The organism is Falsiroseomonas selenitidurans, assembly GCF_012103215.1.
Taxonomy (GTDB): Bacteria; Pseudomonadota; Alphaproteobacteria; order Acetobacterales; family Acetobacteraceae; genus Falsiroseomonas; species Falsiroseomonas selenitidurans.
This window is the reverse complement of sequence record NZ_JAAVNE010000030.1, coordinates 25,823-52,790: the sequence shown is the minus strand read 5'-3', so window position 1 is coordinate 52,790 and position 26,968 is coordinate 25,823. Positions and strand designations below refer to the sequence as shown.

Annotated in this window: 22 protein-coding genes and 1 tRNA gene; 8 read left to right on the top strand and 15 right to left on the bottom strand. The window is 71.3% G+C overall.

Going from position 1 to position 26,968, the window contains the following annotated elements:
• The first annotated feature begins 45 nt into the window (after positions 1 to 45).
• Positions 46 to 903: a metallophosphoesterase family protein gene (locus tag HEQ75_RS17665; protein ID WP_168033076.1), complete on the top strand. Its 858-nt coding sequence runs from the start codon at positions 46 to 48 to the stop codon at positions 901 to 903.
• Here HEQ75_RS17665 and HEQ75_RS17660 read toward each other — a convergent pair.
• The 3 genes from HEQ75_RS17660 to HEQ75_RS17650 are packed head-to-tail and all read right to left on the bottom strand — an operon-like array spanning position 898 to position 4,594.
• Complete coding sequence (locus tag HEQ75_RS17660) at positions 898 to 2,901, bottom strand: tripartite tricarboxylate transporter permease (protein ID WP_168033074.1); 2,004 nt, start codon at positions 2,899 to 2,901, stop codon at positions 898 to 900. The two genes, HEQ75_RS17665 and HEQ75_RS17660, sit on opposite strands and share 6 nt — an antisense overlap.
• A complete protein-coding gene (locus HEQ75_RS17655; protein ID WP_168033072.1) occupies positions 2,901 to 3,644 on the bottom strand; it encodes an aspartate racemase/maleate isomerase family protein in 744 nt (247 codons plus the stop codon). The genes HEQ75_RS17660 and HEQ75_RS17655 overlap by 1 nt, the downstream gene beginning before the upstream one ends.
• A complete protein-coding gene (locus HEQ75_RS17650) occupies positions 3,644 to 4,594 on the bottom strand; it encodes a tripartite tricarboxylate transporter substrate binding protein (RefSeq protein WP_168033070.1) in 951 nt (316 codons plus the stop codon). Before HEQ75_RS17650 ends, HEQ75_RS17655 begins: the two co-directional genes overlap by 1 nt.
• A gap of 199 nt (positions 4,595 to 4,793) precedes the next feature.
• Between HEQ75_RS17650 and HEQ75_RS17645 the strand changes: the two genes are divergently transcribed.
• Positions 4,794 to 5,774, top strand: a complete 981-nt coding sequence (locus HEQ75_RS17645; RefSeq protein WP_168033068.1) for an ABC transporter substrate-binding protein — start codon at positions 4,794 to 4,796, stop codon at positions 5,772 to 5,774.
• Between the two features lie 90 nt (positions 5,775 to 5,864).
• Here the strand turns inward: HEQ75_RS17645 and HEQ75_RS17640 are convergent, their stop codons facing one another.
• Positions 5,865 to 7,298, bottom strand: coding sequence for an amidohydrolase family protein (locus tag HEQ75_RS17640; protein ID WP_168033066.1), 1,434 nt, complete (start codon positions 7,296 to 7,298; stop codon positions 5,865 to 5,867).
• A gap of 180 nt (positions 7,299 to 7,478) precedes the next feature.
• Here HEQ75_RS17640 and HEQ75_RS17635 point away from each other — a divergent pair, with 180 nt between their 5' ends.
• Positions 7,479 to 9,860, top strand: coding sequence for an ATP-binding protein (locus HEQ75_RS17635; RefSeq protein ID WP_209318627.1), 2,382 nt, complete (start codon positions 7,479 to 7,481; stop codon positions 9,858 to 9,860).
• Positions 9,861 to 10,119: 259 nt separating this feature from the next.
• Positions 10,120 to 11,979 carry a hypothetical protein gene (locus HEQ75_RS17630; RefSeq protein ID WP_168033056.1) on the top strand — a complete coding sequence of 620 codons (1,860 nt, stop codon included), beginning with the start codon at positions 10,120 to 10,122 and terminating at the stop codon, positions 11,977 to 11,979.
• A 231-nt stretch (positions 11,980 to 12,210) separates the two neighbouring features.
• Here the strand turns inward: HEQ75_RS17630 and HEQ75_RS29080 are convergent, their stop codons facing one another.
• Positions 12,211 to 13,299: a class I SAM-dependent methyltransferase gene (locus tag HEQ75_RS29080; RefSeq protein WP_168033054.1), complete on the bottom strand. Its 1,089-nt coding sequence runs from the start codon at positions 13,297 to 13,299 to the stop codon at positions 12,211 to 12,213.
• 146 nt (positions 13,300 to 13,445) lie between these two features.
• Here HEQ75_RS29080 and HEQ75_RS17620 point away from each other — a divergent pair, with 146 nt between their 5' ends.
• Positions 13,446 to 13,658: a hypothetical protein gene (locus tag HEQ75_RS17620; protein WP_168033052.1), complete on the top strand. Its 213-nt coding sequence runs from the start codon at positions 13,446 to 13,448 to the stop codon at positions 13,656 to 13,658.
• 12 nt (positions 13,659 to 13,670) lie between these two features.
• Here the strand turns inward: HEQ75_RS17620 and HEQ75_RS17615 are convergent, their stop codons facing one another.
• Positions 13,671 to 14,768, bottom strand: coding sequence for a glycosyltransferase family 4 protein (locus tag HEQ75_RS17615; protein ID WP_168033050.1), 1,098 nt, complete (start codon positions 14,766 to 14,768; stop codon positions 13,671 to 13,673).
• Between the two features lie 288 nt (positions 14,769 to 15,056).
• Here HEQ75_RS17615 and HEQ75_RS17610 point away from each other — a divergent pair, with 288 nt between their 5' ends.
• Both HEQ75_RS17610 and HEQ75_RS17605 read left to right on the top strand, forming a co-directional pair.
• Entirely contained in the window at positions 15,057 to 16,451 is a 1,395-nt protein-coding gene (locus HEQ75_RS17610; RefSeq protein ID WP_168033048.1) for a leucyl aminopeptidase family protein, read from the top strand.
• Positions 16,452 to 16,620: 169 nt separating this feature from the next.
• Complete coding sequence (locus tag HEQ75_RS17605) at positions 16,621 to 17,004, top strand: MarR family winged helix-turn-helix transcriptional regulator (protein ID WP_168033046.1); 384 nt, start codon at positions 16,621 to 16,623, stop codon at positions 17,002 to 17,004.
• Positions 17,005 to 17,120: 116 nt separating this feature from the next.
• Here HEQ75_RS17605 and HEQ75_RS17600 read toward each other — a convergent pair whose 3' ends face one another.
• From HEQ75_RS17600 to HEQ75_RS17565, 8 genes are all read right to left on the bottom strand, one after another.
• Positions 17,121 to 18,053, bottom strand: a complete 933-nt coding sequence (locus HEQ75_RS17600; RefSeq protein ID WP_168033044.1) for a 2-hydroxyacid dehydrogenase — start codon at positions 18,051 to 18,053, stop codon at positions 17,121 to 17,123.
• Entirely contained in the window at positions 18,053 to 18,502 is a 450-nt protein-coding gene (locus HEQ75_RS17595) for a hypothetical protein (protein WP_168033042.1), read from the bottom strand. Before HEQ75_RS17595 ends, HEQ75_RS17600 begins: the two co-directional genes overlap by 1 nt.
• Positions 18,499 to 20,109, bottom strand: a complete 1,611-nt coding sequence (locus tag HEQ75_RS17590; RefSeq protein WP_168033040.1) for an ABC transporter ATP-binding protein — start codon at positions 20,107 to 20,109, stop codon at positions 18,499 to 18,501. Before HEQ75_RS17590 ends, HEQ75_RS17595 begins: the two co-directional genes overlap by 4 nt.
• Positions 20,106 to 21,143: an ABC transporter permease gene (locus HEQ75_RS17585; protein WP_168033038.1), complete on the bottom strand. Its 1,038-nt coding sequence runs from the start codon at positions 21,141 to 21,143 to the stop codon at positions 20,106 to 20,108. Before HEQ75_RS17585 ends, HEQ75_RS17590 begins: the two co-directional genes overlap by 4 nt.
• Before the next feature lie 24 nt (positions 21,144 to 21,167).
• Positions 21,168 to 22,286 (bottom strand): microcin C ABC transporter permease YejB, encoded by a 1,119-nt coding sequence (locus HEQ75_RS17580; protein WP_168033036.1) that lies wholly within the window; start codon positions 22,284 to 22,286, stop codon positions 21,168 to 21,170.
• A gap of 257 nt (positions 22,287 to 22,543) precedes the next feature.
• Complete coding sequence (locus tag HEQ75_RS17575) at positions 22,544 to 24,400, bottom strand: extracellular solute-binding protein (protein ID WP_168033034.1); 1,857 nt, start codon at positions 24,398 to 24,400, stop codon at positions 22,544 to 22,546.
• A 51-nt stretch (positions 24,401 to 24,451) separates the two neighbouring features.
• Positions 24,452 to 25,246, bottom strand: coding sequence for a histidinol-phosphatase (hisN, locus tag HEQ75_RS17570; protein ID WP_168033118.1), 795 nt, complete (start codon positions 25,244 to 25,246; stop codon positions 24,452 to 24,454).
• Positions 25,243 to 25,752 carry a c-type cytochrome gene (locus tag HEQ75_RS17565; RefSeq protein WP_328734275.1) on the bottom strand — a complete coding sequence of 170 codons (510 nt, stop codon included), beginning with the start codon at positions 25,750 to 25,752 and terminating at the stop codon, positions 25,243 to 25,245. The genes hisN and HEQ75_RS17565 overlap by 4 nt, the downstream gene beginning before the upstream one ends.
• 203 nt (positions 25,753 to 25,955) lie before the next feature.
• On the opposite strand from HEQ75_RS17565, the gene HEQ75_RS17560 reads away from it, so the two are divergent.
• Positions 25,956 to 26,819 carry a prephenate dehydratase gene (locus HEQ75_RS17560; protein ID WP_168033030.1) on the top strand — a complete coding sequence of 288 codons (864 nt, stop codon included), beginning with the start codon at positions 25,956 to 25,958 and terminating at the stop codon, positions 26,817 to 26,819.
• A 61-nt stretch (positions 26,820 to 26,880) separates the two neighbouring features.
• On the opposite strand, the gene HEQ75_RS17555 is transcribed toward HEQ75_RS17560, so the two are convergent.
• A tRNA-Arg gene (locus HEQ75_RS17555) sits at positions 26,881 to 26,957 on the bottom strand.
• Between the last annotated feature and the right edge of the window lie 11 nt (positions 26,958 to 26,968).

Genomic DNA, 26,968 nt, shown 5'->3' with positions numbered 1-26,968 from the left:
TCACCAGTGCGACGCAGATTGCGCCGCCCGCAGGACCCGATACCCATGGCAGCGATTCGACTGGTTCACGTCTCGGACACGCATCTCTCCGACACGCATGGCTATTTCGCGGCCAATTGGGCCGCCTTCCGGGACGCCATGGCGGCCGCGCCGCCCGACCTGCTGGTGCATGGCGGCGACCTCTCCTTCAACGGCCCGGCGGCGGAGGGCGACCTTGCCTTCGGTGCGGCGGAACTGGCCCGGCTGGGCGTGGCTTGGCGCGCCATCGCCGGCAACCATGATGTGGGGGAGGCCCCGGATTTCTCCCGGCTCGACCAGCCGGTGAATGCGGCGCGGCTGGCCGCCTGGCGCCGGCATGTCGGACCGCATTGGTGGTCGCAGGATCTCGGCGATTGGCGGCTGGTCGGGCTCGATACCGCGCTGATGGGCAGCGGCCTGGCGGAGGAGGCGGCGCAGGCGGCCTTCCTGGCCGAAACGCTGGCGGGGCGGCAGGGCCGGCCGGTGATGGTCTTCGTGCACATGCCGCCCTTCGACCGCGACGTGACGGATGCGGGGCCCTCCACCTCCGTCATGCCGCACCGGGCGCGCGGCGCCTTCCTCGATGCCTGCGCGGCGGGCGGGGTGAAGGTGATCGCCTGCGGCCACCTGCATGTGTACCGGCGCATGCGGCATCGCGGCATGGCGATCGTCTGGGCGCCGCCGACCGCCATGGTGGATGTGCGGCGCTGGCAGGGGCGGCTGCGCCGCTTCCCCCGCCCGGGCTATGTGGAATGGACGCTGGACGGGCCGAGCGCCACGCACAGGCTCGTGGAGCCGCCGCGGATGTTCGTCATCGACATGTCCGGCTGGACCGCCACCCATGGCGGCACCACGACGACGCTGCCGCCGCTGGCCCCGCTATAGGCCCGGCAGCACCTCCCCACCCAGGATCCCGGGCAGGACCGGCGCCACCACGCCGCGCCACAGCGCGCTGTCCACCAGCCAGGTGAAGCCGATCGGCAGGGCGATGGCGAAGATCGCGGCCAGCAGCAGCGCGCGGGCTGGCGGGCGGCGTTGCACCCCCATCCAGAAGGCGAGCAGGAAGCCGGCCATGCCGATGACGAAGCCCGCCCACAGCGCCATCAGCAGCGCCGCGCCCAGCAGCGCCGCCAGCTTCAGCGTGGCCGCCGCCTCGGGCACCGGCCCCTTCCGCTGCGCGGCGATCCCCTGCCCCAGCAGCAGGGCCAGCAGCGCCGCGGCCAGGCCGAGCACCGCGGGCGCCACCGTGCCGCCGCGCCAGCCCGGCGCCATGGCCTGGGCCAGCAGCGCCAGGCACCCCGCCAGCAGCAGCGCGGCGAAGACCAGCGCGCCGGTGGAAAACCCCGCCGCCTCCGCCGCGTCGCGCCGGCCGCGTGCCACCTTCACCGCGCAGAACACCACCGCCAGCCCGGTCAGCACCGCCAGCCCCGCGCCCACCGGGCTGGCGACGAAGACGCCGTAGTCGCCGAGCGAGCTTTGCAGCGCGGTGTAGAAGCTGCGCTCGATCACGTCGCCCAGCACGAAGCCGATGACCACGCCGATCACGGAATAGCCGTACAGCCGCAGGAAGGCGCCGAAGACGCCCAGCGCCGCCAGCAGGCCGAGGTCCAGCACGTTGGACCGCACGGTGAAGGCCGACATCAGCGACGCCACCAGCACCGCCGGCGCCAGGATGCCCATGTCGAAGCCCGGCAGCCGGGCCAGCCAGGGGCTGGCCAGGGCCGTGCCCAGGCTGGCCAGCAGGTTGGAGAACAGCAGCCCGAACACCAGCGCCCAGGCCAGCGCCCCATGCGTGGTCAGGAAGCTCGGCCCCGGCTCCAGCCCATGGATCTGCCAGGCGGCCAGCACCAGCGCCATCTCCGCATTGCCAGGGATGCCGAACAGCAGCGTCGGGAACAGCGCACCGCCTTCCTTGGAATTCGTCGCGGCCTCCGTCGCCACCAGCGCGTCCTCCGCCCCCTTGCCGATCTGCCCGGCATCCTTGGTGGTGGCGACGGCCAGGTTGTAGGACAGGAACTGCGCCACGGTGCCGCCCACGCCCGGCAGCGCGCCGACCGCGGTGCCCAGCGCGGAGGAGCGCAGGAAGATCCCCCAATGGCGGAACGGCGCCTTCCAGCCATCGATCGCCTGGCGCTTCCAATCCCCCGCCAGGTGCCCCACCGCATTCCGCGCCCGGCCGCTGTCGCGCCCATGCGCCCAGACGCCGGCCACCTGCAGCACGCATTCGGAGACGACGAGGAAGCCGATGATGACCACCACGATCTCCAGCCCGTCCAGCAGGTAGGTGCTGCCGAAGGTGAAGCGCGGCACCGGCAGGCGCGGCCCGCCCATCCCGATGATGGCGAGGACGACGCCGATGGCGATGGAGACCAACCCCTTGGCCGGCGAGCCGGCCACCGCCAGCACCATGGTCACCAGCCCGAACACCGCCACCCAGAAGGTCTCGGCCGGGCCGAAGGAGAGCAGGAAGGGCAGGAAGACCGGCACCATCGCCAGCAGCACCACCACGCCGAACACCGCGCCCAGCCAGCTGGCGGCGGCGGAGAGGTTCAGCGCGAAGACCGCGCGGCCGGCGCGCGTCATCGGGTAGCCTTCCAGCGTCGTCGCCGCGTTCTGCGCCGTACCGGGGATGTTCAGCACGATGGCCGTCACCGCGCCGCCATTGCCGGCGGCGCCGATGATACCGGCAAAGAAATACATCGCCTGCGCCGGCGTCCACCAATAGGTCAGCGGCAGGAACACCGACATGGCGGTGATGGATTGCAGCCCGGGCAGGATGCCGAAGACATAGCCGACCACGGTGCCGAACAGCATGAACAGCAGCGCGTCGAAAGCCGTGGCCTGGGCCAGGCCCTCGGCCAGCGCGGCCAGCAGGTTGTCCATCAGGCGGCGAACCGGTCCAGCAGCATGCCATGCCCGCGCGCCACGCCGCCGAGGCCCAGCGCCCGGAAGGCGGCCAGGAAATCGGCGTGGTTCTGTGCCACAACCGGCCGACCCAGCCGCGCCTCCAACGGCCGCACCACCTCCACCGCCGGCACCTGGCCGGAGGGCAGCCAGATGGCATCGAATTCCGGATCCTCGGCCGCCGCCGCCAGCGCCGCGCGGAACAGCGCATCCGGGGCGATGTCCTGCAGGAAGTCGAACGCCGCCGGCACGCTGGCGATGCGGGAGAAGCTGTGGCCCTCGGCCTCCACGAAGACGCGCATCTGGCCGTTCAGGGTCTCGTGGAAGGGGGTCACGGCCAGGATGCGCTTCGCCCCCAGCAGGGCGAAGGCATCGAGCGCCGCGCGGATGCTGGTGCCGCAGGGAATGCCGCCGGCTTCCTCCGCCATCTGCGCCAGCAGCACGCGGTCATGCCCCGGCCCCTGCGCCACCACGATGGGGGAGGCGACATGCAGGATGTAGTCCACCCGGCGCGCCGCCAGGTAGCGCACCGACTCGCGCAGCTGCGCCAGCGCCTGGCCATACTGGTTGCCCGCCCAGCCCGACATCCCCGTGGTGATGCCGCACAGCATCGCGCCTTCCGGTGCGATGCGCTGGAAATCCAGCGGGATGCGTTCCAGCACCGTTGGGCTGATCACGCCGATGCGGGCACGCCAGCCCGGCAGCAGCAGCGGCGCCAGCATCAGAAGGCGCCGCGCAGCGTCGCGGCGTTCTGCTCCAGCAGCGCCTTGGCGCGGGCCAGGCTTTCCGGATAGCCGGCCGAGAAGGTCCAGTCCCGCTCCAGCCGCGCCTGGGTGACGAAGGCCTGCCATTCCGGCTTGTCCATCGCCGCGTTCAGCGCCGCCAGCAGCCGGTCGCGGATCGGCGCCGGCAGGCCGGGCGGGGCGGCGACACCGCGGATGACGGTGACATCCGCCAGGCTGACCAGGCCGATATCGGTCAGCGCCGGCAGTTCCGGCAGGCGCGGGTCGCGCTGGCCGGACCAGGACAGCAGCGGGCGCACCGCGCCGGCGGCGATATGGTCGCGCCAGAGCGTCGGGCCGAGCGAGGCGATGTCCACGTCGCCGCGCACCGCCGCCAGCACCAGCTCGGGCGGCCCCTGCACCGAGACGAAGGCCACGGGGAAGCCGAACTGCGCGCCCAGCAGCGCGCATTGCGCGGCGCCGGTGGAGATGCCGCCGAAGGTGCCGCAGCGCACGGGCTGGCGCATGCCGCGCAGCGCCTCCAGGCTCGCCACCCGGCCACGGGCGGAGGCCACCATGGTCTGCACCCCGGCCGAGAAATGGCCGAGCCAGGTGAAGCGCATCACGTCGAAGGGCTGCGGCTGCACCAGGGCCAGCGCCATCTGCGCCACCGGGTCGCCATAGCCGATGGTCTGGCCGTCCGGCGCCGCGCGGAACAGGCGGTTGTAGCCATTGGCGCCGGGGATGTTCTGCACCGCCACGGGCACGCCAAGCTCCGCCGCCAGCAGCGGCGCCACGGTGCGCATGTTGCGGTCGGCCAGGGAGCCGGGGGTGAAGGGCACGATGATCTCGACGGGGCGGGTGGGCTGCCAGGGCTGCGCCATGGCGGGTTGCAGGGCGGGCGCGAGAAGTGCGCCGATCGCGGCAAGCAGCCATCCGAAAATTCGCATCGCTCGCATTTGTCCTGTCCTTTGCCGATCCTGGCAGGATCACGCGCCCCGCCGCCGGTGTCCAGACGGAACGGCAGGGCGCAGGCTGCCGGCCGGATCCGGCACGCCGCTTGCTGAGACCGCTGGATAGCGCGCAATCAGACGGAGGCTGCCCAAGATGCGATCAACGACCCGGCGGAATGTCCTGACATCTGCCCTGTTGCTGCCCACACTCGCCACGCCCGCCGTGGCGCAGGGGGCGCGCAGGCCGGTGAAGTTCTGCCTGGACTGGGCGTGGCAATCCGCCCATTCCGCCTGGACGCTCGCGGCCGACCGCGGCTACTTCGCGGAAGCCGGGCTGGAGGTGCAGATCGACCGCGGCTTCGGCTCCGGCGACACGCTGACCAAGGTGGCGGCCGGCACCTACGACATCGGCTTCGCCGACACCAACCTGGCGCTGAAATTCAACCACGAGAACCCGAACAGCCAGGTCACCTCCGTCTTCGTGCTCTACGATGCCTCGCCCAATGCGGCGATCTTCCTGAAGCGGTCGGGCATCACCAAGCCGAAGGACCTGGAGGGGCGGACCGTCTCCGTCTCCCCGGGCGAGGGCACGCATCTGCTGTTCCCGATCTTCGCCCGCGCCAATGACCTGGACGTGTCGAAGATCAACCTGCTGTCGGTGACGGCGCAGCTGCGCGATACCATGGTGATCCAGCGCCGCGCCGATGCGACGCTCGGCTTCCTGACCACCACGGCGCTGAACATGGTGGGCACCGGCATTCCGCTGAACGACATCGGCTGGCTGCAATACAACCAGTGGGGCGTGCAGCTCTATTCCTCCGGCCTGGTGGTGCGGAAGGCCTTCGCCGAGCAGAACCCGGCGGTGGTGCGCGGCTTCATCCAGGCCACCCTCCGCGGCCTGCGCACCATGCTGGCCGACCCCGCCGCCGCCATGGCATCCCTGAAGCAGCGCGAGCCGCTGATCGACGTGGCCGTGGAAATCGCACGCAACGAGCTGATCAACCAGGTGGCGCTGCTGACACCGCATGTGCGGACCAATGGCGTTTCCTCCGTGGTGAAGGAGCGCTTCGAGACCTCCGCCCGCCAGGTGGCGGAGGCCTTCAACATCCCGGTCCGCCCGGCGATGGATTTCACCTATACCGACCGCTTCCTGCCGGCGGACCGCAAGATCGTCTGACCGGGAGCCTGTTCCCCCTCCCCCAACCCTCTCCCCCATGCAGCATGGGGGAGAGCGCTGCCGGGGCGGACACGCCAGAGCAATAGGCGTTCAAGCGAACGCAGCCTGCTCGGCCCGCCGGGCGGCGATGCCGGCGGGCAGGCGGCCCAGCCGGGCGGCCGCGTCCCAGACGCGGCGGATGGCGGCGGCGCCGCGGCGGGTGATGGCGGCCTCGTCCACGCCCTGGACGGCGCGGTCGCGGATCAGCATCCGGCCGTCCACCAGCATGGTGTGCAGGTCCGCCGCCACGCCATTGGTCAGCAGCGCCTGCAGCGGGTTCCACACCGGCTGGTAGCGGGCGCCCGACAGGTCGAACAGCAGCAGGTCCGCCGTGGCACCCACCGCCAGCGTGCCGAGGTCGTCGCGGCCGATCGCCGCGGCGCCGCCGGCCGTCGCCGCCCGCAGCATCGCCTCGCCGCCCGCGATGCCGCCCCGTCCGGCCTGCACCTTGGCCAGCAGGGCCGCCGCCCGCAGCTCCGCCACCATGTCGAGCCCCACGCCATCCGTGCCGACGCCGAGGTTGATGCCGGCATCGAGGAAGCGCGCGAAGGGCACCGCCACGCCGAAGCGGGAAAAGGCATAGGGGCAGGAGGCCACCGCCGCGCCATGGTCGCGGATCATCGCCAGCTCCGCATCCGTGGCCAGCACGCAATGCGCCAGCACCGTACCCGGCCGCAGCAGGCCGAGGTCGCGGATGTGCTCGATGGGCGACTTGCCGTAGTGGGCACGCACGATGTCGATCTCCACCTGGCTCTGCGCCGCATGGATGGTCAGCGGGCAGCCGATCGCGTCCACCGTGTCGCGAAGGCGGACAAGCAATTCGGGCGTGCAGGTATCCAGCCCATGCGGGCCGAAGCCCACGCGGGTGCGGCCGCGCGGGCCTTCATCATTTGCCGCGAACAGCGCCATCACCCGGTCGAAGCCGGTATCGGCGGCCTCCGGCGCCGTCACCGGGCGGCCATCCGGCGTCATGTCCATCTTCGGCGTGGAGAACAGGTAGGGGCAGGAATAGGTGCGCAGCCCCAGCCCGCGCCCGCGTTCGATGAAGGGCGCCTGCTGCAGCCGCCACACATCCATGATGGTGGTGGAGCCGCCCTTCATCGTCTCCAGCAGCGCCATCTCCGCCACGTCGCCGATGGCCGCCTCGTCCAGCACCTCCGCCGCGATGTCGCCCAGCGGCATCAGCAGGGAATAGACGATGTCGCCGGGCAGCTCCCCCGCCGCGATGTCGTCCGCCAGGCCGCGGAACAGCGGCGCGCTGAAGGCGTGGTTGTGCAGGTTGACGAAGCCCGGCAGCAGCAGGCCGTCGGGCAGGACGATCCGCTCGGCCTCCAGCGTCGGGCGCTCCGCCACGACATCGGCGATGCGCCCGCCCTGCACGACCACATGCTGGCCGCCGCGCAGGCCGTCGCGCGCGTCCCAGATCCAGCCCGGTTCGAGGATCAGCGTGTCCAAGGCAGCCTCCGCATTGTGTCGGCGGAGCATGGCACGGCCGGGCGCGGCGCGCGCGGCCCGGATCATCCGCTCGCCGGGGCGCCGGCGCCCTACCCCCTTGCCGTTCGGTCCCGCGCGGGGCATGGGGAGCGGGCGGGTGCCAAGCTCGGAAGCTTCCCGGCGCCCCGTGCCTGCCCGCACGCCACTGCCCTGCAAACCGGAGCGCCCTTGTTGGACAGCGCCGCGCCGCGCCCCCCCGTGCCGGACCCGCCCGCCACCGGTGGCCAGCCCGTGCGGCGCCAGCTTGCGCTGTTTGCCGTCGCCCTGGCCCTGCCCATCCTGGTCTTCGTCGCCGGCCTGGCCTGGCGCTACACGGAAGCGCAGCGCGACGGGCTCGAGACGGCGGCGCTGGACACCGCCCAGGCCGTCGCCCTGGCGGTGGACCGGGAGCTCACCGGGCTGACCGCGACGCTGAACCTGCTGGCGCTGTCGCCGCAGCTCCGCACCGGCGACCTGGACGGCTTCCACGCCCTGGCGGTGGAGATGCAGGACCGGCTGGGGATGAGCACCCTGCTGCGCGACGCCGCCGGCCGCCCGATCCTCAGCGACAGCCTGGCCCCCGGCCTGCCGCTGGCGGATGGCCCGGCCGACCAGCCGATGCCGGATGGCGGGCCGGACCGCGCTTTGGTCAGCAACCTGCTGCCCGGCCGCGCTCCCGCCGGGCCGCGCTTCGCGGTGGAGGTCCCGGTGGCCGCTCCGGACGGGCCGCTGTTCCTCAGCCTCAGCGCGCCGGTCACGCGCATCCGCCAGGTGGTGGAGGACCGCCAGGCACCGGAGGGCTGGACCATCGCGGTGATCGACCGGGCCGGGATCATCCTGGCGCGCAACAATCGCCATGCGGATTTCGTCGGCACCCTGGCCACCCGGGATCTGCGCGCCAACACCACCGGGCATCTGGGCAGCTGGCGCGGCACCACGGCGGATGGCGCGCCGGTGTTCGGCGCCTATGCCCGCTCCACCCTCTCGGATTGGCGCATCGCGGTGGGCGTGCCGCTGCGCACCCTGAACCAGCCGCTGCGCCGCAGCCTGCTGCTGCTGGGCGTCGCGGGGGTGCTGCTGGCCGCCATATCCGTGGGGCTGGCGCTGCTGCTGGGCCAGCGCATCGCCAGCCCGCTGCGCCGCCTGGCCGCGCAGGCCGCGGCGCTGGGGCGGGGGGAAGCGGTGGCGCCGGTAGCCAGCCCGATCCGGGAGGTGGCCGGCATCAGCGCCGCGCTGGTGGACGCCGCCGCCACCATCCGACGGCGGGAGGAGGAGCTGCGCCGGCTGAACGACGCGCTGGAGGTCAGGGTGGGGGAGCGCACGCGCGACCTGGCCGAGACCAATGCCCGGCTGATCGCTGCCGCCACCGGGCGCGAAAGGGCGGAGGCGCAGCTGCGCCAGTCGCAGAAGATGGAGGCGGTGGGCCGGCTGACCGGCGGCGTGGCGCATGATTTCAACAACCTGCTGACCGTCGTCATCGGCAATCTCGCCCTGACCCGGCGCCGCGTGGCGGAGCTGGAGGGCACGGCGCCGAGGGAGAAGGGCGACGGCGCGCTGGAACGCATCCGCCGTGGCATCGACAACGCGATGGAGGGCGCCAACCGTGCGGCGACGCTGACGCAGCGCCTGCTCGCCTTCTCCCGCCAGCAACCCCTGGCGCCGGAGGCAGTGGATGCGAACCGCCTGGTGGCCGGCATGTCGGACCTGCTGCGCCGCACGCTGGGCGAGGATATCGAGATCGAGACGGTGCTGGCCGGCGGGCTGTGGCGCGCGCATGTGGACCCGAACCAGCTGGAATCCTCGCTGCTGAACCTGGCGGTGAATGCGCGGGACGCCATGCCGGGCGGCGGCAAGCTGACGATCGAGACGGCGAACGCCCATCTGGACGAGCCCTATGTGTCGGGGCGGGAGGATGTGGCGCCGGGCCAGTATGTCTCGGTCTGCGTCTCCGACACCGGCACGGGCATGACCGCGGACGTGCTGGCCCGCGCCTTCGAGCCCTTCTTCACCACCAAGCCGGTCGGCCGCGGCACCGGGCTCGGCCTCAGCCAGGTCTACGGCTTCGCCCGCCAGTCCGGCGGCCACGCGGCGATCTACAGCGAGCCGGGCCAGGGCAGCAGCGTGAAGCTGTACCTGCCGCGACTGCGCGAGGGCGATGTGAAGGCGCCGCCGCCGCCGCGGCCGCAGCCGCTGGTCGTGGACGCCAGGCCCGGCGTGGTGGTGCTGGTGGTGGAGGACGACGCCATGGTGCGCGACTTCGCCGTGACGGCGCTGGAGGAAGCCGGCTGCCGTCCGATCGCCGCCGGCGACGGCCCGGCCGGGCTGGCGCTGCTGGACGCGCATCCCGAGATCGCGCTGCTGTTCACCGACGTGGTGCTGGCCGGGCCGATGAACGGGCGGGAGCTGGCGGCGGCGGCGCTGGCGCGGCGGCCGAAGCTGCCGGTGCTGTTCACCACCGGCTACACCCGCAACGCCATCATCCACCAGGGCCGGCTGGACGAGGGCGTGAACTTCCTGGGCAAGCCCTACACGGCGGCTGCGCTGGTGGACAAGATCGGCCGGCTGCTGCGGTAGCAGCCGGTTCTACCCGGCGCGGACCTTGGTGCGCCAGGCAGAATGCCAGATCCTGGTGTTCGTGGTCGATCACCGCCTCGATCGCCGGCGCCGGCATGGGCCGGCCCGGCTGCGCGCCACCTGGCGCGGCGGCCATCCGGCCGCTCGCCCGCCTTGGGCGGGCGCAGGCTCCGATCATGGAATTCGGTCTTAACCGCGGTTTCACCGCGCCACCGGCACATTGCGCCCAGCCGCCCAACAAGGGGCCGCGGAGCGCCGCATGTCATCCACCCCCCTGCCGCAGGCCGCAGGTTCGGTCACGGACAGCATCTTCACCTGGACCTTCCGCGCCACCTCCGGCGACAGCTGGGGCGGCACGCTGGTGGAGGATTCCAGCCGCTACGTCGTCGGCTCCACCCTGGCGACCGCGCATGGCACCTACAGCATCGTCGCCGCCGATGCGCAGCCGATCGACCTCGGCGCCTTGGGGCTGGAGGAAGGCTGGATCGCCATCGGCTGGTACCGCGATGCCACCGGCGCCTGGCTGGTGACCCAGCGGGGCGAGGCTTCGGCCGCCGGCAGCGCCGGGCTGGGCAGCGAGCAGGACTGGGCCTGGGACGGCCAGGGCTGGGACGGCTTCGGCCTGGGTGGGGCGGACCAGGCCAACCCCGGCGCGCTGGCCGACAGCCTGTTCGGCTGGACCTTCCGCGCCGATAGCGGCGACATCCTCTACGGCACGCTGCTGGCGGACAGCGTGGACTGGAACCCGGGCGACACGCTGCGCACCGCCCACGGCACCTACCGCATCGACAGCGAGACCCCCTTCGGCCAGGCGCAGGGCGAGACCGGGCTCGAGGGCACGGTGCGCACCACCCGCTACACCGACGGCGCCGCGCGCATCGACTTCACCCTGGAAAGCGGCGGCGCGGCCCCGACCGGCCAGGCCGGGCTGGGCAGCGAGCTGGACCGCGCCTGGAACGGCAGCGAATGGGTGCAGGTGGGCCAGGGCGGGGCGCTGCAGGCGGACCGGTTGCCGGACATGCTGATGGACTGGAGCTTCCAGGCCGGCAATGGCGACCGCTATCTGGGCCGGCTGGTGGGCCACGACACCGCCTGGTCCGTCGGCGACACGGTGGCCACCGCCGGCGGCACCTACACCATCACGGGCAAGGCCTCGCTGGGCGGGCAGGTGATCGCCGATGGCACGGTCTGGACCACCGGCGGCTACCACGACAGCAGCGCGCAGCAATGGCTGACCAGCTATTCCGGCTTCGTCCTCGGCGGCGCGCCCAGCGGCTATGGCGGGCTGGGATCGGAGCTCGACTATGCCTGGGATGGCGATGAGTGGGACGATTACGGCCGCGCCGGTGCCCTACTGGCCAGCGTGGAACAGCCGGCCCTGTTCGCCTGGTATTTCCAGCACCGCGCCAGCGGCGACCTGTATGTCGGCTTCACCGTGGAGGATGCCGGCCGCTGGACGACCGGCGACACCCTTGCCGGCGCCCGCGGCACCTACACCATCTACGACGAGAAGCCCTGGCGCCTGGGCGACGCGCCGGAAGGCACGGTCTGGGTGACCGACTATCTGGACGGCCCGACCCAGACCTGGCTGAAGCCGCGCGCCTGGGCCAATGGCGGGCAATGGGTGACGCAGGCCGGGCTGGGACAGGAATACGACTACGCCTGGGACGGCGTGGAATGGGATGATTTCGGCCAGGGTGGCATCTACCAGCTCGACCTCGGGCCGGACGGCTTCTACGCCTGGGCCTTCTACAGTGATTCCGGCGACCTCTATGCCGGCTGGCTGAGCGAGGATTTCGCCCGTTTCGAGGTTGGCGACCGGCTGCAGGGCGCCTTCGGCTACTACGAGATCTACGCCAAGTGGGACCACCCCAACCCCACCAACATCCGCGACGGCACGCTGTGGATCACGGACTATTACGACGGCAACAGCGATCGCTGGCTGCCGACGCGCTCCTGGGGCCAGAACGGGCAGTCGGCCAGCGAATGGGGCATCGGCAACGAATACGAATATGCCTGGACCGGCACCGAATGGCTGGGCTTTGGCGTCGGCGGCATCCATGAGATCGACGTCCCGCGTCTGGCCGCGAACAACCCGCCGGAGCCCTTCATCCTGTAGCCCAGGGCGGTGCATCCCCCGACCAGACACGCGAACGGTTCATGGCAACGCCCATCGATCGGACGCTGCGCCCGCCGAAGGCGGGTGAGCGGCCGGGTGGCCGCCGCGCCAATCCGGCGCGCAGCCAAGCCGGCGATTGAGGCGGGGATCGGTCACGATCACCGGGCTTCGGTGCAAGAGACCGTTTGAGAACACCAGCGGGTCGGTTCGGCGGCATTCTCCAGCGGTCTCTCAGCCCCGCTTGCGGCAGACCATCATGTCCTGGAACGAGTAATCGTGCTGTGGCGGCAGCAACTCCAGCACCTCCAGGTAGCGGGACCAGTTGCGGCGCGCCGTCTCCGCCTTCCAGAAGGCCTGGCTGACGGCGATGTCGCCATGGTGGAACCAGTCCTCCGGCATCGCCGGCGCCTCCGCCAGGCGGGGCGAATGGGCGCGGCGCACCCAGTCCTCGTCGCGGTGCTGGTGGTAGAAGGCCCAGGCGGTCTCCGTATGGAGGGTCTGCAGCAGCAGCCCGCCCGGCTTCAGCACGCGCCGCAACTCCATCAGCCACATGTCCCAGAGATACTTGATGTGGGTGAAGACGCTGAAGCCGTAGATCACGTCCAGACTGTTGTCCGGATAGGCCAGATGCGGCTGCACCGTGCCGGTGGAGACGGTGTAGTCCGGCGGGAAGTGCAGGCGCAGCCATTCGATCGGCCGCGCCTGGATGTCCACGCCGTGCAGGTGCCAGCCGCTTGCCCGGCGCTCCGCCTCGAAATGCCGCAGCACGCGGCCGGAGGAACAGCCGAAATCCAGCAGCGCCAGCCCTTCCCGCGGCCCCAGGTGGCGGTCGATGGCCTGGCGGATGATGGCGGCGTCCATCGCCCCCATGCGCAGATAGGCGGCATCCTCCGCCGGGTAGCCGAAGCGGTCCTCCGGCGCCGGCAGGGGCAGGGCTTCCCCGTCCCGCAGCACGGGGGCACCGAAGCGTGGCGGCAGGCTGTCCGTCTCGTAGTCCAGCGGCTGGTGGAAGCCGAAGCGCGGCAGCACCGTATATTCCTGGCGCACCAACGACAGCGCCTGCTCCACCCGGGCGTTGCCCTCCGCCATGCGCGCCGCCGCATCCCGCCTGTGCTGCGCCTCCCGCTCCTGCGCCGCGGCCTCCGCAAGGCGGGCGGCCTCGGCGCGGGCCTCGGTGGCGATCTCCTCCAGCCGGGCGATCCGCGCCTCCAGCGCCGCGCGCAGGCAATCGCGTTCGGCACGGGCAGCGTCGCGGCCTTGTACCAGGCGCCGCAGCGGCGGCAGCAGCAGGGCGATGTCGCGCAGCAGGGGATGGGTCACGCAGCGAAGGTCCTCGGCCAGCCACCGCGAAAGTTGAGCAGGCGGCCGCCAAGCGCAACCCGCCGGCGGTGCGCGCCCTGCGGCTTGTGTGCCCGGTGGCCCTGCGCCAGAAGGGCGATGTACAACCGGAACGGAATGACGCGGGCATGCTGCGGATGATGCGGGCCGTCTGGTTCGCCGGGTTCACCTTCCTCGGCCTGCTCCTGCTCGGTGCCAGCTTCTGGCGGGCGCTGTTCGGCACGCTGGCGCTGCTGGCGCTGCGCGTCACCCCGGTGCCGCCGCCGATCCTGTACGGCATCGGCGCGGTGATCTTCGCGCTCGGCATCCTGGAATGGTCCACCGGCCTGCTGCTGCGCTGACGCCGCAGGCGCTCAACCGGCCGAAAGCACCCGGTCCAGACCAGCCAGCAGGGTGTCCGCCGCCGCCGCCCAGTCGCATCGCGCCGCGCCGGCCGCCTTGGCCTCCTGCCGCAGGCGGTCCAGCACCCCGGGCTCGAACAGCCGCGCCAGCGCCGCGGCCAGCGCCGCCGCCGTGACCGCACCGGCCAGGACGCCGCCAGCGCCAGGCGGCAACTGCCCGGACAGCCCGCCCACCGGCGTCGCCACCACCGGCACGCCCATCGCCAGCGCCTGCGGAATCACGCCGGACTGGCTGGCCTCCCGATAGGGGGCGACCAGGGCATCGGCCTCGGCCAGCAGGGCGGGGATGCCGTCCTCCGCCACCCAGCGGCTCTCCACCCGCACGCCGGGCAGCGCCGCCAGGCCCGGGGCGCAGGCTTCCACATCACCCTCCCCCACCACGCGCAGCGTCGCGCCGGGATGCGCCTGGTGAAGGGTGCGGAAGGCGTCGCGCAGCAGGTCGAGACCCTTGTAGGCCCGCATCCGCCCGAAGAAGAGCAGCCGCAGCGCGCCGGGCGGGGCCGGCCTGCGTGGCGGCAGCGGGCCGGTGAGAAGCGCCGGCAGTTCCATGCGGATCAGCGGCAGGGCCGGGCGCCGCCGGGCCAGCGCCTGCGCTACCGGCGCCGAGAGCGCCACCGCCGCCCGCGCCGCATCCAGCTCCCGCCCCAGGCGCCAGTTCCAGGCCCAGCCGAAATCGCCGGGATGCGGCGTGGCGTCGTGCACCACCGGGACGAAGGCGTGGCCGGCGCGGGCGAGGCCCGGCGCCACCAGCGGCGTCCAGAGATGTGTCATGCCGGAGACCACCACCGTGGCTTCATTCGCCGATTGCATCAAATTGTGGCGGAGCGCCGGAATTCTCGGCAACGCCATGGCAAAACCGGCCAGATCGCTGTAGGTGTCCACAATGTCGGTCGGAACGATCAATTTTCGGAACGTGTCCAGCAATTCACCTTGCGCTGAGAGCGACAGGCGAAGCGAGACATCCGGCCGCGCTGCCAGGGCCTGGGCCAGGCCCAGCGTGAACTGCGCGCCGCCCCCGCGGCGCCCCCAGTACCAGAGCAGGATTCGCATGGGCCGGTCCCTTTCTGGGCATTCGGGATCGGTTGGGCGCGTCCGCCCCCCCGAGGATGGACACAAATCAACAAGATTGAGCGAATTCCGGGCGCCACGCCGCGGTCGATCCGGTCTAGCATCCAGCCTGACCGGTCGGAAGCCGGCCAAGTCCTCACCGGGCGCATTACATCCTATGGTTGTTTTTCGCCGGCGTGTTAGCCTGCCACCGCGACGGTTCGCCGTACTCCCGTCGCCAAGCCTGTGCATCCCACCGCGCATCCCTGTGCGCGTCCCTGCGGAGTTGTCATGCTCGAGTGCCTGATCGCCACCGAGGAGGGTGCGCTGCCGCTGCAGGCGGTGACGCCAGACGCGCTGGACCTCTGGCTGGCCGGGCTGCCAACCGCCACGGCCGCCTTCCTGCGCGCCAGTGGCTTTGCCGCCAAGGCGCAGGAGCTTCGCCTGCTGCCGGGCCCCGAAGGCCTGGCCGGCGCAGTGCTTGGGCTGGGTGCCGACCCCATCCTCGCCGCCAGCCCCTGGGCCTATGGCGCCCTGCCCTTCAGCCTGCCGGAAGGCACCGCCTGGCGGCTGCAGGGCGCGCCGGATGCGGTGGCCGCGACCCTTGGCTGGTGCCTGGGCGCCTATCGCTTCGCCGGGCTGAAATCCCGCCAGGGACGCCAGCCGGCCCGGCTTGCCGCACCGCCCGGCAGCGACGCGGCGCAGCAGCAGGCGGCGGCGATCCAGGCCGGGCGCGACCTGATCAACACGCCCGCCAATCTGCTGGGCCCGGCGGAACTCGCCGCCGCGGTGCAGCGCCTGGCCGCGGCGCAGGGCGCGGCCTTCGAGCTGATCGCCGGCGCGGCGCTGGAACAGGGCTTCCCCGCCATCCACGCGGTCGGGCAGGGCAGCCCGCGCGCCCCGCAGGTTGCGGTGCTGCGCTGGGAAGGGGCCGCGGACGGCCCGCTGGTGGCGCTGTGCGGCAAGGGCGTCTGCTTCGATACCGGGGGGCTGGACCTGAAGCCGGCCGGCGCCATGCTGCGCATGAAGAAGGACATGGGCGGCGCCGCCGCGATGATTGCGGCCGCCGAGATGCTGATGCGGGCCCAGGCGCCGATCCGCCTGCTGCTGCTGGTCGGTGCGGTGGAGAACAGCGTCTCCGGCGCCGCCTTCCGGCCGATGGACGTGATCCGCACCCGCAAGGGCCTGACAGTGGAGATCGGCAACACCGATGCCGAGGGTCGCCTGGTGCTGGCGGATCTGCTGGCCTTCGCTGGCGAACACGCGCCGGACCTGATCCTGGATGCGGCGACGCTGACCGGCGCGGCCCGAGTCGCGCTGGGACCGGATCTTCCGGCCCTGTTCAGCAATGATTCAGAGCTCGCACAAAGTATTCACTGTGCTGGACAAGTTGTTCACGATGCGGTGTGGCAACTTCCTCTGGTAAAAAATTACGTTTCGTGGCTGGACAGCCCGGTCGCCGACCTCAACAACGTAAGCACCAAGCCCATGGCTGGCGCGGTCATTGCAGCACTTTTCCTGCAACACTTCGTACCGAACGATGTACGCTGGGCGCACTTCGATCTGTACGCGTGGAATGACCAGACCCGGCCGGGGCGACCGGAAGGTGGCGAAATCCACGCCGCGCGGGCCATCGCCCACGCCGTGGCAAAGCTGGCGACCGGACAGGCCAACCCAGGACGGTAACGAATTTGAGATGAAACGGGAACTTTCTGGCGCGCGGCGCTCTGACAAGGGCAGGTCGCAGCAGCACGCTCCGCAGGGCGGGATATCAGAAGGGCGTGGCAGGGGCCGAGCCGGCGCCGCCAAAGCGGCGCCGCCAAGCCGTGGCCGCGCCGAGGAAGGAACAGACAGCATGGCCACCCAGACATCCTCCGACCAGTTGGTCGGCATTCTCCGCGATACCGTCGTGGCGCTGGTACGCCGCGACGGGCCGGACCTCTCCGCCCGACAGCTCGGCGTGTTCCTGACCGTCTATCTGACGGACGGGCCGCACACGGTGCGCGGCCTGGCGGCGGAGCTCAACGTCTCCAAGCCCGCCATCACCCGCGCGCTGGACCGGCTGGGCGAACTCGACCTCGCCCGCCGCAAGGTGGACCCGATGGACCGCCGCTCCGTCCTGGTGCAGCGCACCCTGAAGGGCGCCGCCTTCCTGCGGGACATGCGCGGCATCATGACGGTGGCGGAGCAGACGGCGCGGGAAACCGTGGTACCGGACGAAGCACGCAAGGCCGGCTGATGCTCTCGCCGGCCCGGCGTGTCTGAAAGGAGCGCGTTGGTGTCTTGATGGCCCGCTGACATGTTCGGGATTTCTCCTGAACCTTCTGGCGCTTTCGGGCCTTCATTGACAAACGCTCAGTAGCCGGCGGCGAAGTCCACCAGGTTGAGCAGCGCCTCGCCCCGCCGGGCGCGATGCAGGTTCTCCACCACCTGCGGCGCGGCACTGGCCGGGATGGTGATGCTGGCGGCGTGCGGCGTCATCACCACGCGCGGATGCGCCCAATAGGGATGCGCCGGCGGCAGCGGCTCCGGCGTGAAGACATCCAGCGCGGCGCCGGCCACCTGGCCACTGTCCAGCGCCGCCAGCAGGTCCGCATCCACCACATGCCCACCGCGCGCCCCGTTCACCAGGAAGGCGCCGCGCGGCAGCCGTCCGAGCAGACGGGCATCGACAAGGCCTCGCGTTTCCGGCGTCAGCGGCAGCAGGCAGACCAGGATGCGGGACCGCGCGGCCATTGCCGCCAGGCCATCGGCGCCGTGGAAGCCCTCCACCCCCGGCACCTGCTTCGGCCGGCGCGACCAGCCGAGCACGGGAAAGCCCAGGCCACGCAGCAGCCCGGCCGCATGGGTGCCGAGTTCCCCGAGACCCAGGAAGCCCACCGGCGTTTCCGCCGTCACCGGCGCGGGCAGTTCCTGCCAGACGCGGTCGCGCTGCTGCGCCCGGTAGTCGGGATCCTGCCGATGGAAGCGCAGCACGTTCAGCAGCACCCACTCGCCCATCTGCGTGGTCAGCATGCGGTCCACCAGCCGGGCCACCGGAATGCCCGGCGGCGGCCCCGGCGGGCGCAGCAGATGGTCCACCCCGGCGCCCATGGAAACGATCAGCCGCAGATTGGGGTAGCGCCGCAGCTCCGCCATGTCATGCGCGGTCCAGACCACCGCGGCCTCGATCGAGGCCGGGTCGCCGGCCTCCGGGAACATCCGGATCTCGAGCGTCGGGTCCACCGCCAGCAGCGCGGCGCGCCAATCGGCCATCGCTTCCCGGCGGGTGGAAAGAAGAACCGCCATCACGCAGCCTCCGGCAGGCGGGTTTCGCGGCTGACCAGCCGCACGAAGCCGCGCCAGTCGTCGCGGCGGGCCGCGGCGAATTTGCGGCCATCCGGCAGTTCGGCATGCAGGCTCAGCACGCCCTTGGCCCAGAGCGCGTCGAAATGCGCCTCGGATTGCAGGGCCCAGGCGGTGGTGCGTTCGAAGACGCCGTCGCGGATGCGCGGATGCGCCTTGGCCAGCCACCACCAGCAGCCCGCCGCCAGGATCGCCCCGCCCAGGTAGAAATGCACCAGCGCGGTGCCGGCGAAGGATGCCGCCAGGATGGTCCCGGCCGGCCAGATGTTCTCCCAGTAACGATAGACCGGGCTGCCGGGCGAATTCATCTTGCGGATATGCACACCGAGCTTCACGTGCTCGGCGGCCAGCAGCCCGCGCAGCCGCTCCAGCAGCGGCGCCTCCTCGCTCATGTCCGCACCACGCCATCCCCCGCGGCGGCCAGGTTGAAGGCGGCCGCCATCAGGGCGCGCGTGTAGGGTTCTTTCGGCGCCTCGACAACCGCCTGCGCCTCCCCCTCCTCCACCACCCGCCCGTCCTTGAGCACGATGATGCGGTGCGCCAGCGCACGCACCACGCGCAGATCGTGGGAGATGAACAGATAGGCCAGGCGGTGGCGCGCCTGCAGGTCGCGCAGCAATTCCACCACCTGCGCCTGGACCGAGACATCCAGCGCGCTCGTCGGCTCGTCCAGCACCAGGAGCCTCGGCTTCAGCACCAGGGCGCGGGCGATGGCGATGCGCTGGCGCTGGCCGCCGCTGAATTCATGCGGGTAGCGGTCCAGCATGGCGTGTTCCAGCCCCACCTCCTCCAGCGCCGCGGCGGCACGCCGCGCCACCTCCGCCGCCGAGAGCTTCTCATGCACCAGAAGCCCCTCGCCGACGATCTCCGCCACCGTCATGCGCGGCGAAAGGCTGCCATAGGGGTCCTGGAAGACGATCTGCATGCGCCGGCGCAGCGGCCGCAGCGCGGCGCGGTCCAGGCCCTGGATGTCGCGTCCCTCGAAGCGGATCGGCCCCTCGCTGGCCTCCAGCCGCAGCAGCGCCAGGCCGAGCGTGGTCTTGCCGCTGCCGCTTTCCCCCACCAGGCCCAGCGTCTCCCCCTCCCGGATCGAGAGGGTCACGCCATCGACCGCCTTCACCTGCCCCACCTGGCGGCGCAGCACGCCGCGGCGGATGGGGAAATGCACCTTCACCTGCGTCCCGCGCAGCAATTCCTCGGCGTCCGCCGGGACCGGCGCCGGCCGGCCGCGCGGTTCCGTCGCCAGCAGCATCTTCGTGTAGTCATGCTGCGGATTGGCAAACACATCCGCCACCGTGCCGGCTTCCACCGCCTGGCCATGGCGCATCACCACCACGCGGTCGGCATGGCGGCGGACGATGGCCAGGTCGTGGGTGATCAGCAGCACCGCCATGGAAAGCCGCCGCTTCAGCCCGGCCAGCAAGTCCAGGATCTGCGCCTGGATGGTGACATCCAGCGCCGTGGTCGGCTCATCGGCGATCAGCAACGCCGGGTCGTTGGCCAGCGCCACCGCGATCATCACCCGCTGCCGCTGCCCGCCCGACAGCTGGTGCGGATAGGCGTTCAGCCGCGCCTCCGCCTGCGGAAAGCCGGCCATGGTCAGCAATTCGACCACCCGCGCCCGCAGCGCCTCGCCGCCGAGGTTGCGGTGCAGCGTCACCGCTTCCGAGACCTGGCGGCCCACCGTGTGCAGCGGGTTCAGCGAGGTCATCGGTTCCTGGAACACCATTCCCGCCACGCCGCCGCGCAGCCGGCGCAGATCCTCGCCCTTCGCGGTCAGCACCTCCGTGCCATCCAGCAGGATGCGGCCCTGCGGGTTGTGCCCGGCGCCGGCCAGCAGCCGCAGGCAGGAGAGCGCGGTGACGGATTTGCCGCTGCCGCTTTCCCCCACCAGCGCCACCGTCTCCCCCCGCGCGACGGTGAAGGAGACGCCGTGGACCACGGTCTTCGCGCCGAAGGCGACGGAGAGGTTCTCCACGCTCAGCAAGGGCTGCGTCATGCCTGGCCCCCCGGCAGCTTGCGCGGGTCGAAGGCGTCGCGCACCGCCTCGCCGACGAAGATCAGCAGCGTCAGCATGCCGCCCAGCACGAAGAAGCCGGTCATCGCCAGCCAGGGTGCCTGCAGGTTGTTCTTGCCCTGGTTCACCAATTCCCCCAGCGAGGGCGACCCCGGCGGCAGGCCGAAGCCCAGGAAGTCCAGGCTCGCCAGCACGGTGACGGAGCCGGAGAGGATGAAGGGCAGAAAGGTCAGCGTCGCCACCATCGCATTCGGCAGGATGTGCCGCGCCATCAGCGCCACGTCCGAAACGCCCAGCGCCCGCGCCGCCCGCACATAATCCAGGTTGCGCCCACGCAGGAATTCCGCCCGCACCACCCCGGTCAGCGACATCCAGGAAAACAGCAGCAGGAAGATCAGCAGGGTGAAGAAGCTGGGCTCCAGCACGCTGGCCAGGATGATCAGCAGGTAGAGCTGTGGCATCCCCGACCAGACCTCGATGAAGCGCTGGAATCCCAGATCGACCCAGCCGCCATAATAGCCCTGCACCGCCCCCGCCATGATGCCGACGACCGAACTGACGATGGTGAGCGAAAAGCCGAACAGCACCGAAAGCCGGAAGCCATAGATCACCCGCGCCAGCACATCCCGGCTCTGGTCGTCCGTGCCCAGCCAGTTCTTCCAGGATGGCGGCGCCGGGGAGGGCTGGCCGACATCGCGCACCACCGAATCATGGCGGTACGGGATCAGCGGCCAGACCGCCCAGCCGCCGCGCTCGGCGAATTCCGCGCGCAGCGACGGGTCGTGCCAATCCATGGTGATGGGCAGGCCATCGGGCAGCACGTCGCTTTCCGCATAGCCGCCGACCACGGCCGGGAACAGCCAGCGATCGTCGATCCGCGCCACCAGCGGCTTGTCGTTCGCCAGCAACTCCGCGAACAGCGTCAGCAAGAACAGCAGCAGGAAGACCCACATCGACCAATAGCCGCGGCGGTTGGCGCGGAAATTGGCCAGGCGGCGCCGGGTGATCGGCGTCATCGGCCCACCCTCATCGGCCCAAGCTCATCGGCGGGCCTCGAAATCGATGCGCGGGTCGACGATGGTGTACATCACGTCGCCGACGATCTGCAGGATCAGCCCCAGCAGCGTGAAGATGTACAGCGTGCCGAACATGATCGGATAATCGCGCCGGATCGCCGCCTCGAACCCCAGCAGCCCCAGCCCGTCCAGCGAGAAGACGATCTCCACCAGCAGCGCCCCGGTGAACAGCAGGCCGATGAAGGCGGCCGGGAAGCCGGCGATGATCAGCAGCATCGCATTGCGGAACACATGGCCATACAGGATCCGCGATTCGGAATTCCCCTTGGCCCGGGCGGTGACGACATACTGCTTGCCGATCTCATCCAGGAACGCATTCTTGGTCAGCATGGTAAGCCCGGCAAAGCCGCCGATCACCAGCGCCAGCGTCGGCAGCACCATGTGCCAGGCATAGTCCAGCGCCTGCCGCCAGAACGGCCAGGCCTCGGCGCCGGAGGAGGTCAGCCCGCGCAGCGGAAACCACTGCAGGAAGGACCCGCCGGCGAACAGCACCACCAGCAGGATGGCGAACAGGAAGCCCGGCACCGCATAGCCCACCAGCACCACGCCGCTGGTCCAGACATCGAACCGAGTCCCATCCTGCACCGCCTTGCGGATGCCGAGCGGAATCGACACCAAGTAGATGATCAGCGTCGACCACAGGCCGAGGGAAATCGACACCGGCATCTTCTGCAGGACCAGATCCACCACCGGCTGGTCGCGGAACAGGCTGCGCCCGAAATCGAAGGTGAGATAGCCGCGCATCATCTCGAAGAACCGCACATGCGCCGGCTTGTCGAAGCCGAAGCTGCGCTCGATCTCCGCCACGATCGCCGGGTCCAACCCCCGCGCGCCCCGATAGGTGCCGACCGGCGCGGCCGCCGTCGAAGCCCCGCCCCCCTGCTGCGCACCCGAGGGCGCCCGGACCTCGCCCGGACCCTCCCCGGTCAGGCGCCCCAGCGTCTGCCCCTCCCCCCGCAACTCCGCCAGCATCTGCTCCACCGGCCCGCCCGGCGCGAACTGCACGACCGCGAAATTGATCAGGATGATGCCGAACAGAGTCGGCACCACGAGCAGAAGCCGGCGGAAGATGTAGGCGGCCATGGCTCAGCGCCGGTTGCACGCGGGAGGGGCGCTGCCCCTCCGGCACCACCCCGCCAGGGGGCTCGCCCCCCTGGAGCGCGAGGTTCCTGAGCAGGAGAGGAGAGTGGCCTGAGAAACCGCCGGGCCGAAGGTCCCGCTGGCCCCGCTGGCCCCTCTGCTCACAATGGTCATGGGTTCAAAGGGCAAGAGCCCTTTGCGGGTGGGTGCAGGGAGGGCAGCGCCCTCCCTGCAAGCGACCAGCACCGCCCTTGCCATCCCTACAGCGTCCGCCGGGCGTCGCTCAGGGCGCGGTCCTTCTCGGCGTCGACCCACCAGCTTTCGAGGCCCAGCCCATAGCGCGGGTTGCGTGCAGGACGGCCGAACTTGTCCCAGAAGGCGATGCGGAAGCTCTGCAGGTGCCAGTTCGGGATCATGAAGTCGTGCCACAGCAGCACGCGGTCCAGCGCGCGGGTTCGGGCGACGAGTTGGCCACGGTCCGGCGCGTTGACGACGAGTTCCACCAGTTCATCGATCGCCGGGTCGCAGATGCCGGCGACGTTCTGGCTGCCGGGTTGTTGGGCCTTGGCGCAGGTGAAGAAGTCGCGCTGTTCGTTGCCCGGCGAAAGCGACTGCGGCACCACCTCGACGGTCATGTCGTAGTCGAAGGCGTCGACGCGGGTCTGGTACTGGGCCGGGTCAACGGTGCGGACGCGCACCGTCATGCCGATGCGCTCCAGGGCCTGCACGTAGGGCAGGGCGATACGTTCGTAGGTGGCGCCCTGCAGCAGGATCTCGAATTCGAAGGGCTGGCCCTGCGGCCCGACCAGGCGGCGGTTCTGCACCCGCCAGCCGGCCGCCTGCAACAGGCGCAGCGCCGTGCGCAGGCCCTCGCGGTTGTTGCCGGAGCCGTCGGTGACGGGGAGCTTGTATTCGGTGGTGAAGACGGCCTCCGGGACCCGGCCGCGGAAGGGCTCCAGAACCGCCAGCTCGGCGCCGATCGGCAGGCCGGAGGAGGCGAGGTCGGAGTTGGAGAAGTAGGAGGTGGTGCGCGTATAGCTGCCGTAGAACAGGTTGGCGTTCATCCATTCATAGTCGAACAGCTCGATCAGGGCGCGGCGCACGCGGGCGTCCTGGAACAGCGGGCGGCGCAGGTTCATGGCAAAGGCCTGCATGCCGGTGGGCAGTTCGTGGCGCAGTTCGTCCCGCTTCACCAGGCCGCGGCGCACCGCCGGGAAGTCGTACCCGGTGGCCCAGTCACGCGCGCTGTTCTCCGTGCGGAAGTCGATCTGCCCGGCCTTGAAGGCTTCCAGCGCCACGGTCGTGTCGCGGAAGTATTCGAAGCGCTGCACGTCGAAATTCTGCGTGCCCTTCTGGCTGGGGATGTCCTTCGCCCACCAGTCCGGCACCCGGGCGTAGACCAGGCTGCGCCCGGCGTCGAAGCGTTCCAGGCGATAGGGGCCGGAGCCCAGCGGCACGTCCAGCAGCGGCCGGGCGAAGTCGCGGCCTTCCCACCAATGGGCGGGCAGGACGGGCATCTGGCCGAGGATCAGGCCGAGTTCCCGGTTCTCGTTGCTGCGGAAGCGGAAGGTGACCCGGCGCTCGGCCTCGGCCACCACCTCCGTCACGTCACCCCAGTAGGAGCGGAAGAAGGGCCTGCCATGGGTGCGCAGCGCGTTGAAGGTGAAGACCACGTCGGCCGCGGTGACGGGCCGGCCATCATGCCAGCGGGCGGCCGGGTTGAGTTCGAAGCTGATGGACAGGCGGTCCGCCGGCAGGTCGATCCATTGCGCCAGGTAGGGATACTCGGTGCTGGCTTCGTCCGGGCTGTTCGCCAGCAGCGTGTCGTACAGCAGGCTCAGGCCGACGGCCGGCGTGCCGCGCAGGATGTAGGCGTTGAAGCTGTCGAAGGTGCCAAGCGCGGTCAGCGCGATTTCGCCGCCCTTCGGCGCCGCCGGGTTCACCCAGGGGAAGTGGGTGAAGTCTGCCGGCAGGGCAGGCTCCCCCAGCAGGGACAGGGCATGGGTGCGCAGCGCCTGGCCGGGCGCGGCGGTGCCGCCGGCGGGCGTCACGGCATGCAGGGCGCCCGGGGCAAGGCCGAGGGCGGCGGAAAGGGCGAGAAGATCGCGACGGCGCATGTCGCAGAGCATGGGGGTTCCCCCCCGCCACCGCAACCGGTGGCCGGTGCTTCAGCCGGCCAGCAGCCGCGTCGCCTCCGGCAGCAGGGCGGCGTCGCCCACCGCCAGTACCGTGCCGTCGCCCTCCAGCCGCAGGGGCTGGCCGGCCCAGTCGGTGCAGCGCCCACCGGCGCCCTCGATCACCGGGACCAGCGCGGCCCAGTCCCAGGGCTTCATCGTGGCGTCCACCACCACATCCACCAGGCCCAGCGCCAGCAGCCCATAGGCGTAGCAGTCGCCGCCCCAGGTGGTGCGGCGGGCGGCCTGCTTCACCGCGGCGAAGCGTGGCGCCGTGCAGGCGTCGAACATGTCCGGCGAGGTGCAGGAAAGCTCGGCCTCCGCCAGGCGATCGCAGGGGCGGCAGCGCGGGGTGCCGCCGAGGGCGGAGCGGAATTGCGTCGGCCGGCCGGCAAGTCCGGTCCAGCGTTCGCCGGTGGAGGGCTGGTCGATCAGGCCGAGCACGGGGGTGCCGCGGTGCAGCAGGGCGATCAGCGTGCCGAACAGCGGCCGGCCGGTGACGAAGGCGCGGGTGCCGTCGATCGGGTCCAGCACCCAGACCCAGTCGGCATCCGGGTTGTGGTCGCCATATTCCTCCCCGATCACGCCGTGGTCGGGGTGGCGTTCCGCCAGCAGGGCGCGGATGGCGCGTTCCGCCGCCCGGTCGGCTTCCGTGACCGGGCTGGCGTCGCCCTTCGCCTCCACCAGCAGGGCGGAGCGGAACAGCGGGCGGATGACGGCGCCGGCGGCCTCGGCGGCGGCTTCCGCCGTCGCCAGGAAGGCGCCGCCGGCCGAAACCGCGTCGCTCAGGGCAGCGGCACCGGGTCGGTGGCCAGGCTGCGGAGGAAGGCGATGACATCCGCGCGCTGGTTGATGCTGGACATGCCGGCATAGGCCATGCGGGTGCCCGGGATGGCAGCGGAAGGCCGCGTCAGGAAGGCGTTCAGCGCCTCGTAATCCCAGGGCTCGGCGGCCTTGGCGCGCAGGGCTGCGGAGTAGTTGAAGCCTTCCACATGGGCATGCGGGCCGCCGACCACGCCCCACAGATTCGGCCCGACGCCATTCGGCCCGCCCTGCGCGAAATTGTGGCAGGAGGCGCAGGCGCGCTGGGCGATCTGCCGGCCGGTATCCGGGTTGGCCGCGGCCAGCAGCGGGCCGATCGGCTGCGGGGCGGCCGCGGCGGCGGGGGCGGCCGCCGGTTCCGGCGTGGCCACGGCCAGGGCGCTGGTCTCCAGGCGCCGCGGATGCACGATGGCGTCGCCGATCACGCCGGTGACCATGAACACCACGCCGGCGGTCAGGACCGCGGCGAACATCTTATTGACTTCCAGACTCATCCTGGAGTGCACCCTTCCGAAGCGCCGCGTTGGTCGCCTGTTTCGGCCGCCGCACGGCCAGCGTGAATGCAGGCTATGGCGGCAGGCTTGCGCCGGCGCCCGCCTGCCGTAAAACCTGCGAGACAATATAGGCGCCGGCCGGCCGCGACAACCCGGGCGCTGCGCCGCACGCAGGACTTCCCATGCCCCATGCCTCCTCCGGTGTCATCGCCTTCCAGGGCCTGCCCGGTGCCTATTCGGACCTCGCCTGCCGCCAGGCGCATCCCGGCTGGACCACCCTGCCCTGCCCTTCCTTCGAGGCGGCAATCGCGGCGGTGCGGGATGGCCGGGCCGGGCTGGCGATGCTGCCCTGCGAGAATTCGCTGGCCGGCCGCGTGCCGGACATCCACCGGCTGCTGCCGGACAGCGGCCTGCATGTGGTGGGCGAGCATTTCGAGCGGGTGGAGCATTGCCTGCTGGCGCCCCGCGGCGCCTCCATCGCCACGCTGAAGCGGGCGCACAGCCACCCCGTGGCGCTCGGCCAGGTGCTGAACCTGCTGCGGGACCTGAAGCTGGAAGCGGTGATCGAGGCCGATACCGCCGGCGCGGCGCAGCTGATCGCGGCGCGCGGCGGGGTGGAGGATGCGGCCATCGCCAGCGAGCTGGCGGCGGAGATCTACGGGCTGGAGATCCTGCGGAAGAACGTGGAGGATGCGGCGCACAACACCACGCGTTTCTACATCTGTTCGCTGAAGCCCCTGGCGCCGCCGCTGCCGGAGGGCGACTGGGTGACCACCTTCGTCTTCCGCGTCCGCAACATCCCGGCCGCGCTGTACAAGGCGCTGGGCGGCTTCGCGACCAATGGCGTGAACATGACCAAGCTGGAAAGCTATATGGTCGGCGGCGCCTTCACCGCGACCCAGTTTCTGGCCGATGTGGATGGGAGGCCGGACGAGCCGGGGCTGGCCCGGGCGCTGGAGGAGCTTTCCTTCTTCTCCGCCGACCTGCGGGTGCTGGGCACCTACCGGGCGCACCGGCTGCGGCTGGCGCAGCGCGAGGGCAACTGAAGCGGTGAGGGAGCGGCCGGCAACGGCCCGTGTCGCCCCGGCGACGTTCCTCGGGAAGGAGTGGCGGACCCGATACGATTCGAACGTACGGCCTCTGCCTTCGGAGGGCAGCGCTCTATCCAGCTGAGCTACGGGTCCAGGTCGCGCCT